The sequence below is a fragment of the Streptomyces sp. NPDC005899 genome (assembly GCF_040629645.1).
Taxonomy (GTDB): Bacteria; Actinomycetota; Actinomycetes; order Streptomycetales; family Streptomycetaceae; genus Streptomyces.
Map to the genome: position 1 here is coordinate 1 of NZ_JBEXWB010000284.1, position 8,465 is coordinate 8,465.

Genomic DNA, 8,465 nt, shown 5'->3' on the forward strand with positions numbered 1-8,465 from the left:
CCGGCACCGTGCCGGCGGCGGGCCTGCGCCCGAGGCGTCCCTCCGAGCATCCCCCGCGGGTGCCCGCGCCGGCACTCAGCCGTAGACGGGACCCGTGTACTTCTCGCCGGGGCCCTGGCCCGGCTCGTCCGGCACCAGTGAGGCCTCGCGGAACGCCAGCTGGAGCGACTTCAGTCCGTCGCGCAGGGGTGAGGCGTGGAACGTGCTGATCTCCGTGGCGCTCGCGTCGAGCAGTCCGGCCAGCGCCTGGACCAGCTTGCGGGCCTCGTCCAGGTCCTTGTGCTGCTCGCCCTCCTCGGTCAGGCCGAGCTTCACGGCGGCCGCGCTCATCAGGTTGACCGCGACGGTCACGATCACCTCGACCGCGGGGACCTCCGCGATGTCGCGGGCCATGTCGTCGAAGCCGGGGGTGTCGGTGCCGGGAGGGGTCGTGTCGCTCATGCCCACACGATAAGGCCAGGCCGCACGCGCCCTTCCGCCGGGAGCGGGGTGCGGACACGGGATTAGCGCACGCGCGGGCGGGCTGCTAACCTTGTGTAACGACCGGCCGGGTACCTATGTGCTCGGCCCACAAGTGGAGGCTCCGATCTCCCACCTGACCGTCCCCAGGGACGGCGGGTCACCGGTCAGGCGGCGACCATCGTTCCGTACGGACGATGGGCCCGCCCGATGCGCCCCGCGGTTGCACGCGACGGTGTTCCGGTATTTCCAGGAGCCCCGCCTGTGTCCCGTCCGGGGCATTTTCTGTCTTCCGGCTCGGTTGGTCTCTACACAAACAGACGTTACGCGGCTGTCCGCCAGGCGGTCGCGTGGTGCTACCGAGGAGGATCCATCAGCGCCGAGCCCCGCATCAACGACCGGATTCGCGTTCCCGAGGTGCGACTTGTCGGTCCCAGCGGCGAGCAGGTCGGGATTGTTCCGCTTGCCAAGGCCCTTGAGCTCGCACAGGAGTACGACCTCGACCTGGTCGAGGTGGCGGCGACAGCCCGTCCCCCCGTGTGCAAGCTCATGGACTACGGGAAGTTCAAGTACGAGTCGGCCATGAAGGCCCGTGAGGCGCGCAAGAACCAGGCGCACACGGTCATCAAGGAAATGAAGCTCCGGCCGAAGATCGACCCGCACGACTACGACACCAAGAAGGGTCACGTCGTCCGGTTCCTCAAGCAGGGGGACAAGGTCAAGATCACGATCATGTTCCGCGGTCGTGAGCAGTCCCGCCCCGAGTTGGGCTTCCGGCTGCTCCAGCGTCTCGCTTCGGATGTCGAGGACCTCGGCTTCATCGAGTCCAACCCGAAGCAGGACGGCCGGAACATGATCATGGTTCTCGGCCCGCACAAGAAGAAGACCGAAGCCATGGCCGAAGCCCGCGAGGCCCAGGCCGCCCGCAAGGCGGAGCGTCAGGGTCCCTCCCTCGACGCCGAGTCCGGCGAGGACACCGCCCAGGCTCCGGCCGAGGCGGCCGAGGCTCCGGCCGAGACACCTTCCGAGGCGTGACCTCCGGGGGCTGCCATCCAGGCGCCCCCGGGTCCCTCGGGAACCACCCAAAGATCTGACGCCCCTGCAGTCCGGTGCCCGCACCGTGAGGGGCGCCACTGACGAGGAGATAACGGCGCGATGCCGAAGAACAAGACGCACAGCGGTGCCAGCAAGCGCTTCAAGATCACTGGATCCGGCAAGGTGCTGCGCGAGAAGGCCGGCAAGCGCCACCTGCTCGAGCACAAGTCGTCCAAGAAGACCCGCTCGCTGACCGGCACGACCGTCGTGGCTCCGGCCGACGCCAAGAAGATCAAGAAGCTTCTCGGCAAGTGAGGACGCCGCCTCCGGTGACACCGGGGGCGCGCCCTCGACCAGGCCGGGACCAATTCGTTTCCGGGTCGTGTGAGTCCGACCGCGACCCCGCTGCAAGGAGTTAAAAGTGGCACGCGTCAAGCGGGCAGTAAACGCCCACAAGAAGCGCCGGGCGATCCTCGAGGCCGCCAGCGGTTACCGCGGTCAGCGCTCGCGCCTGTACCGCAAGGCCAAGGAGCAGGTCACCCACTCCCTGGTCTACAACTACAACGACCGCAAGAAGCGCAAGGGCGACTTCCGTCAGCTCTGGATCCAGCGCATCAACGCCGCTGCCCGCCAGAACGGCATGACGTACAACCGCCTCATCCAGGGTCTGAAGGCCGCCAACATCGAGGTGGACCGCAAGATCCTGGCCGAGCTCGCGGTCAACGACGCCAACGCGTTCGCCGCGCTCGTCGAGGTCGCCCAGAAGGCCCTCCCGAGCGACGTCAACGCCCCGAAGGCCGCCTGACCCAGGCAGCACTCCGGACGTTTCCAGCGTTTCGAGCCGGACCCGCAGGCGCGCGCCGTCTGCGGGTCCGGTGCGTTGCGCGACGTGCCGCGTACCCGCGTAGTCAGCGGTACGCGGATCAACGTACGCAGAGAAGCAGAGTTAGGCAGAGAGGCTCGCCGCCGACCATGGGCACCCCCGAACTGATCTCCGCGCGGTCTCCGCGCGTCGCCGCCGCGCGCCGGCTGGCGCGGCGCAACTTCCGCGGCAAGGAGCGCAGCTTCATCGCCGAGGGCCCGCAGGCCGTCCGGGAGGCCGCGGGGCACCGGGGCGGCGACGCGCGGCCCACGCTCACCGAACTCTTCGCCACCGTCGAGGCGGCCGAGCGGTACGCCGCCATCGTCGACGCGGCCCGGGACGCGGGCGCCCGCGTCCACCTCGCCGACGCCGACGTCCTGGCCGAGGTCTCGCAGACCGTCACCCCGCAGGGCCTCATCGGCGTGTGCCGCTTCCTGGACTCGCCCTTCGAGGACATCCTCGCGGCGAAGCCGGCACTGGTCGCCGTCCTCGCCCACGTGCGCGACCCCGGGAACGCCGGGACGGTGCTGCGCTGCGCCGACGCCGCGGGGGCGGACGCCGTCGTGCTCACCGACGCGTCCGTCGACCTCTACAACCCCAAGTCGGTCCGGGCCTCCGCCGGCTCGCTCTTCCACCTCCCGGTGGCCGTCGGGGTACCCGTCGAGCAGGCCGTCCGGGGACTGCGCGGCGCCGGGGTGCGCATCCTGGCGGCGGACGGCGCGGGCGAGGACGACCTCGACGACGAGCTCGACGCGGGCACCATGGGCGGGCCCACGGCCTGGGTGTTCGGCAACGAGGCCTGGGGCCTGCCGGAGGAGACGCGGGCGCTGGCCGACGCCGTGGTCCGGGTCCCGATCCACGGCAAGGCGGAGAGCCTCAATCTCGCCACCGCCGCCGCGGTCTGCCTCTACGCCTCCGCCCGGGCCCAGCGCCCGCGGCACACGGGCTGATCCGGCTCCGAAGGGCGGTCCCACCGACCGATACAGGCCACACCGGCCGGGGCACGCCCGCAGGGTGTCGCCGGCCGTCCGGCGCCTAGTAGGGTGGCGGGCTCGGGGGGCCCACTGCACCGGTTCGAGAGGTGGGGTACGGGATTATGGCTGTCGGCATGAGCACGCCGCGTCACACACACACGGCGGCCGTCCGCGCCACCGGCGACGCGGACGGCGAGGCCCGGGTGCCCGCCGACGCGGCGATGGACATCGGCCCGGACGAACTGCCCGACGGGCTCGTCGTCGCGGACGAGCACGGCCGGGTCATCTGCTTCAACGCGGCCGCCGCGCGGATCACCGCCACGCCGCGCGCCGCCGCCCTCGGACGCCCCCTGGACCACGCGCTGCCCCTGGAGGACCTCAAGGGCCGGCGCTGGTGGGCCCTGACCGATCCGTACGGAGGGCTCGCCACCCGCGTCGGACAGCCCGAGCGCAACCTGCTCCTGCCGGGCGGCCGTGAGGTGCTCGTGTCGGCGCGGTACGTGCGCGAGACCCCGACCGGGCCGGTCCGCCGGCTCGTCGTCTCCCTGCGCGGCACCGAGGCCCGCCGGCGCACCGAGCGGAGCCACGCCGAGCTCATCGCCACCGTCGCCCACGAGCTGCGCTCCCCGCTGACCTCGGTGAAGGGCTTCACGGCGACGCTGCTGGCGAAGTGGGAGCGGTTCACCGACGACCAGAAGCGGCTCATGCTGGAGACCGTCGACGCCGACGCCAACCGCGTCAACCGGCTGATCGCCGAACTGCTCGACATCTCCCGCATCGACTCGGGCCGCCTGGAGCTGCGCCGCCAGCCCGTCGACGTCTCCGCCGCGGTCGGACGCCACGTCCAGGCGCTGATCGCCGCAGGCCAGGCCCCGGGCCGTTTCTTCGTGCGGACCCGGCAGCCGCTGCCCGAACTCTGGGCGGACCCGGACAAGGTCGACCAGGTCCTGGGGAACCTCCTGGAAAACGCGGTGCGCCACGGCGAGGGAACCGTCACCATCGAGATCGGCCCCGCGCCCGCACCGGGCGAGCAGGGCGAGAACGGAACGGCGGTCACCGTGAGCGACGAGGGTCCCGGCATCCCCGAGGAGTCGATGAGCCGTGTCTTCACCCGCTTCTGGCGGGGCAGCAAGCGCGGCGGAACCGGCCTCGGCCTGTACATCGTCAAGGGCATCGTCGAGGCCCACGGCGGCACGATCACCGTCGACCGGGGACCCGGCGGCGGCGCGGAGTTCCGTTTCGTCCTGCCCGTGAGCATGCCGGCCTACATGAAATAAGGGGTTTCGCGCAGCGAAATCGGACGGGGCGGCGGTGGGCGACGGGAGGGTCCGGGCGCCCACGGGCCCCTTCGCCTCCCGGCGGCCCGTAGACTCGGCTTTTGGCACCTTTGCGTCCTCAGTCGTCCAGCCAGGGTCGCCACCAGCCAATCGGAAGCACGGGAAGAGATGTCGGCACCGAACAAGTCGTACGACCCAGTCGAGGTCGAGGCACTGAAACCGGAAGAGATCGAGCGCATGCGGGACGAGGCGTTCGCCGCCTTCGCCGCCGCCGGCGACCTCGACGCGCTCGCCCAGGCGAAGACCGCGCACACCGGTGGCACCTCGCCCCTGTCGCTCGCCAACCGCGAGATCGGCGCCCTGCCGCCGCAGGCCAAGGCCGAGGCGGGCAAGCGCGTGGGCCAGGCCCGCGGGGCCGTCTCCAAGGCGCTGGCCGCCCGCCAGGCCGAGCTGGAGGCCGAGCGTGACGCCCGGGTGCTGGTCGAGGAGGCGGTGGACGTCACCCTGCCCTACGACCGCACCCCGGCCGGCGCGCGCCACCCCCTGACGACGATCATGGAGCGCGTCGCCGACGTCTTCGTCGCCATGGGCTACGAGATCGCGGAAGGCCCCGAGGTCGAGGCGGAGTGGTTCAACTTCGACGCCCTGAACTTCGTGCCCGACCACCCGGCGCGCCAGATGCAGGACACCTTCTTCGTCCAGGGCGCCGACGGTGCCAAGGGCGACGAGTCCGGTGTCGTCCTGCGCACGCACACCTCGCCCGTCCAGGCGCGCTCGCTGCTCAGCCGCAAGCCCCCCGTCTACGTGGTCTGCCCCGGCCGGGTCTACCGCACCGACGAGCTCGACGCGACGCACACCCCGGTCTTCCACCAGATCGAGCTGCTCGCCGTCGACGAGGGCCTCACCATGGCCGACCTCAAGGGCACCCTGGACCACATGGTGCAGGCGCTCTTCGGCCCGGACATGAAGACCCGGCTGCGGCCGAACTTCTTCCCGTTCACCGAGCCGTCCGCCGAGATGGACATGGTCTGCTACGTCTGCCGCGGCGAGTCCGTCGGCAACCCGGACCGCCCTTGCCGCACCTGTGGCAGCGAGGGCTGGATCGAGCTCGGCGGCTGCGGCATGGTCAACCCCAAGGTGCTCACGGCCTGCGGCGTCGACCCGGAGAGGTACAGCGGGTTCGCCTTCGGGTTCGGCATCGAGCGGATGCTGATGTTCCGCCACAACGTAGAGGACATGCGAGACATGGTCGAGGGTGACGTCCGGTTCACCCGGCCGTTCGGGATGGAGATCTGATGCGCGTCCCGCTTTCCTGGCTGCGGGAATACGTCGACCTGCCGGCGACGGAGACCGGCCGCGACGTACAGGCCAAGCTGGTCACCGTCGGCCTCGAGGTCGAGACCGTCGAGCAGATCGGGGCCGGCCTCAAGGGCCCCCTGGTCGTCGGGCAGGTCCTGACCATCGAGGAGCTGGAGGGCTTCAAGAAGCCCATCCGCTTCTGCACCGTCGACGTCGGCGCGGCCAACGGCACCGGTGAGCCGCAGGAGATCGTCTGCGGCGCCCGGAACTTCTCCGTGGGCGACAAGGTCGTCGTCGTCCTCCCCGGCGCCGTACTGCCCGGCGACTTCGCGATCGCCGCGCGCAAGACGTACGGCAGGACCTCGCACGGCATGATCTGCTCCACCGACGAACTCGGCATGGGCGACGACGGCACGCACGGCATCATCGTGCTGCCGCCGGAGTACGAGCCCGGCACCGACGCGATCGAGCTGCTCGAGCTCGTCGACGAGGTCCTCGACATCGCGGTCACTCCGGACCGCGGCTACTGCCTCTCGATGCGCGGGGTCGCCCGCGAGACCGCCATCGCGTACGGCCTGCCGCTGCGCGACCCGGCGCTTCTGGACGTGCCCGCGCCCAACGCGTACGGCTACCCCGTCAAGGTGTCCGACCCGATCGGCTGCGGCAGGTTCACCGCCCGCACCGTCACCGGCCTGCAGCCCGAGGCGCGTTCCCCGATCTGGATGCAGCGCAGGCTGCAGAAGGCCGGGATGCGCCCGATCTCGCTCGCCGTGGACATCACCAACTACGTGATGCTCGAGCTCGGCCAGCCGCTGCACGCCTACGACCGCACCCGCGTCGAGGGCCCGATCGGGGTGCGCCGCGCCCAGCAGGGCGAGAAGCTCACCACGCTCGACGGTGCCGTGCGCGTCCTGGACGCCGCCGACCTCGTCATCACCGACGACCGCGGGCCGATCGGGCTCGCCGGCGTCATGGGCGGGGCCGACACGGAGATCGCCGACGTGGCGGCCGGGACGGCCGGCACCACCGAGGTCGTCATCGAGGCCGCGCACTTCGACGCGATCTCGATCGCCCGGACCGCGCGCCGCCACAAGCTGTCCTCCGAGGCGTCCAAGCGCTTCGAGCGCGGCGTCGACCCGCAGGCGACGGCCGCCGCCGCGCAGCGCACGGTCGACCTGCTGGTCCTGCTGGCGGGCGGCACCGCCGAGGCCGGGGTCACGGAGATCACCGCCCCGTCCGCCCCGCGCACCATCGCGATGCCCGCCGACCACCCCGACCGGGTGGCCGGGGTCGAGTACGGCCGCGAGACCGTCGTGCGCCGCCTCCAGGAGGTCGGCTGCGACGTCTACGGGCAGGACGAGCTGATCGTCACCGTGCCGTCCTGGCGTCCCGACCTCGCCGAGCCGAACGACCTGGCCGAAGAGGTCATCCGGCTGGAGGGCTACGAGAACCTCCCGTCCACCCTGCCGACACCGCCGTCCGGCCGCGGGCTCACCGAAGGGCAGCGGCTGCACCGCCGCATCGGCCGGGCCCTCGCGGGCGCCGGGTACGTCGAGGCGCTGAGCTACCCCTTCATCGGCGAGGCCGTCCTCGACCAGCTCGGCCTGGAGAAGGACGACCCCCGCCGCCGTACGGTCGGTCTCGTCAACCCGCTGTCCGACGAGGAGCCCTCGCTGCGCACCACGCTGCTGCCGGGCCTGCTCGGCGCGTTGCGGCGCAACGACGGCCGGGGCAGCCACGACCTGGCGCTCTTCGAGACCGGTCTGGTCTTCAGGCCGTCCGGTCACGAGACGAAGGCCCTCCGGCTTCCCGTGGACCGCCGTCCCACCGACGAGGAGATCGCCGGACTGGACGCGGCGCTCCCGCACCAGCCCCGCCGCGCCGCCGTCGTCCTCGCCGGCGCCCGTGAGCAGGCCGGCTGGTGGGGCAAGGGCCGCCCCGCCGACTGGGCGGACTCCGTCGAGGCGGCCCGCACGATCGCCCGCGAGGCGGGTGTCGAGCTGACCGTGCGCGCCGACCGGCACGCGCCCTGGCACCCGGGCCGCTGCGCGGCGCTCCACGTCACCGTCGACGGCCAGGAGGTCCTGTTCGGACACGCGGGCGAGTTGCACCCGCGCGTCATCAAGGCGCTCCACCTGCCCGAGCGGACCTGCGCCATGGAGGTCGAGCTGGACGTCCTGGAGCGGGCCGTCGACGGGGCGCTCCAGGCCCCGCGGATCTCCACCTTCCCGGTGGCGACCCAGGACGTCGCGCTCGTCGTCGACGCGGACGTGCCCGCCGCCACGGTGGAGAAGGCGCTGCGCGAGGGCGCCGGCGGCCTCCTCGAGTCGCTGCGGCTGTTCGACGTCTTCACCGGTGAGCAGATCGGCGAGGACAGGAAGTCCCTGGCGTACGCGCTGCGCTTCCGCGCGGCCGACCGCACGCTGACGGTCGAGGAGGCCACCGCGGCCCGCGACGCCGCGGTGGCGCTGGCCGCCGAGCGCACCGGCGCGGTGCTGCGCGGCGCGTAGGGTCCCCGCGTCCGGGCCCCCGGGCTCCCGGGGCTTCCTTGACCGCGGC

8 protein-coding genes are annotated in these 8,465 nt (G+C 72.1%); 7 read left to right on the plus strand and 1 reads right to left on the minus strand.

Annotation, left to right across the window (positions count from 1 at the left end):
• Positions 1 to 75: 75 nt before the first annotated feature.
• Positions 76 to 441, minus strand: a complete 366-nt coding sequence (locus ABZ371_RS25005) for a DUF1844 domain-containing protein (protein ID WP_358683491.1) — start codon at positions 439 to 441, stop codon at positions 76 to 78.
• Positions 442 to 831: 390 nt separating this feature from the next.
• Here ABZ371_RS25005 and infC point away from each other — a divergent pair, with 390 nt between their 5' ends.
• The 7 genes from infC (at position 832) to pheT (ending at position 8,416) form a co-directional block, all read left to right on the plus strand.
• Complete coding sequence (gene infC / locus ABZ371_RS25010; RefSeq protein WP_358683504.1) at positions 832 to 1,494, plus strand: translation initiation factor IF-3; 663 nt, start codon at positions 832 to 834, stop codon at positions 1,492 to 1,494.
• A gap of 120 nt (positions 1,495 to 1,614) precedes the next feature.
• Positions 1,615 to 1,809 (plus strand): 50S ribosomal protein L35, encoded by a 195-nt coding sequence (rpmI, locus tag ABZ371_RS25015; RefSeq protein WP_014044927.1) that lies wholly within the window; start codon positions 1,615 to 1,617, stop codon positions 1,807 to 1,809.
• A gap of 106 nt (positions 1,810 to 1,915) precedes the next feature.
• Complete coding sequence (gene rplT, locus ABZ371_RS25020) at positions 1,916 to 2,299, plus strand: 50S ribosomal protein L20 (RefSeq protein ID WP_003970214.1); 384 nt, start codon at positions 1,916 to 1,918, stop codon at positions 2,297 to 2,299.
• Positions 2,300 to 2,466: 167 nt separating this feature from the next.
• Complete coding sequence (locus ABZ371_RS25025) at positions 2,467 to 3,306, plus strand: RNA methyltransferase (RefSeq protein WP_358683496.1); 840 nt, start codon at positions 2,467 to 2,469, stop codon at positions 3,304 to 3,306.
• 146 nt (positions 3,307 to 3,452) lie between these two features.
• Entirely contained in the window at positions 3,453 to 4,607 is a 1,155-nt protein-coding gene (locus ABZ371_RS25030) for an ATP-binding protein (RefSeq protein WP_358683498.1), read from the plus strand.
• 168 nt (positions 4,608 to 4,775) lie between these two features.
• Complete coding sequence (pheS, locus tag ABZ371_RS25035; protein ID WP_358683500.1) at positions 4,776 to 5,903, plus strand: phenylalanine--tRNA ligase subunit alpha; 1,128 nt, start codon at positions 4,776 to 4,778, stop codon at positions 5,901 to 5,903.
• Positions 5,903 to 8,416: a phenylalanine--tRNA ligase subunit beta gene (pheT, locus tag ABZ371_RS25040; protein ID WP_358683502.1), complete on the plus strand. Its 2,514-nt coding sequence runs from the start codon at positions 5,903 to 5,905 to the stop codon at positions 8,414 to 8,416. The genes pheS and pheT overlap by 1 nt, the downstream gene beginning before the upstream one ends.
• Positions 8,417 to 8,465 lie beyond the last annotated feature (49 nt).

Excerpts from the sequence above, each read along its gene's own strand:
- ABZ371_RS25025 (WP_358683496.1), top strand. The coding sequence starts at position 2,467 with ATGGGCACCCCCGAACTGATCTCCGCGCGGTCTCCGCGCGTCGCCGCC.
- ABZ371_RS25005 (WP_358683491.1), bottom strand. The coding sequence starts at position 441 with ATGAGCGACACGACCCCTCCCGGCACCGACACCCCCGGCTTCGACGAC.
- pheT (WP_358683502.1), top strand. The coding sequence starts at position 5,903 with ATGCGCGTCCCGCTTTCCTGGCTGCGGGAATACGTCGACCTGCCGGCG.
- pheS (WP_358683500.1), top strand. The coding sequence starts at position 4,776 with ATGTCGGCACCGAACAAGTCGTACGACCCAGTCGAGGTCGAGGCACTG.
- ABZ371_RS25030 (WP_358683498.1), top strand. The coding sequence starts at position 3,453 with ATGGCTGTCGGCATGAGCACGCCGCGTCACACACACACGGCGGCCGTC.
- rpmI (WP_014044927.1), top strand. The coding sequence starts at position 1,615 with ATGCCGAAGAACAAGACGCACAGCGGTGCCAGCAAGCGCTTCAAGATC.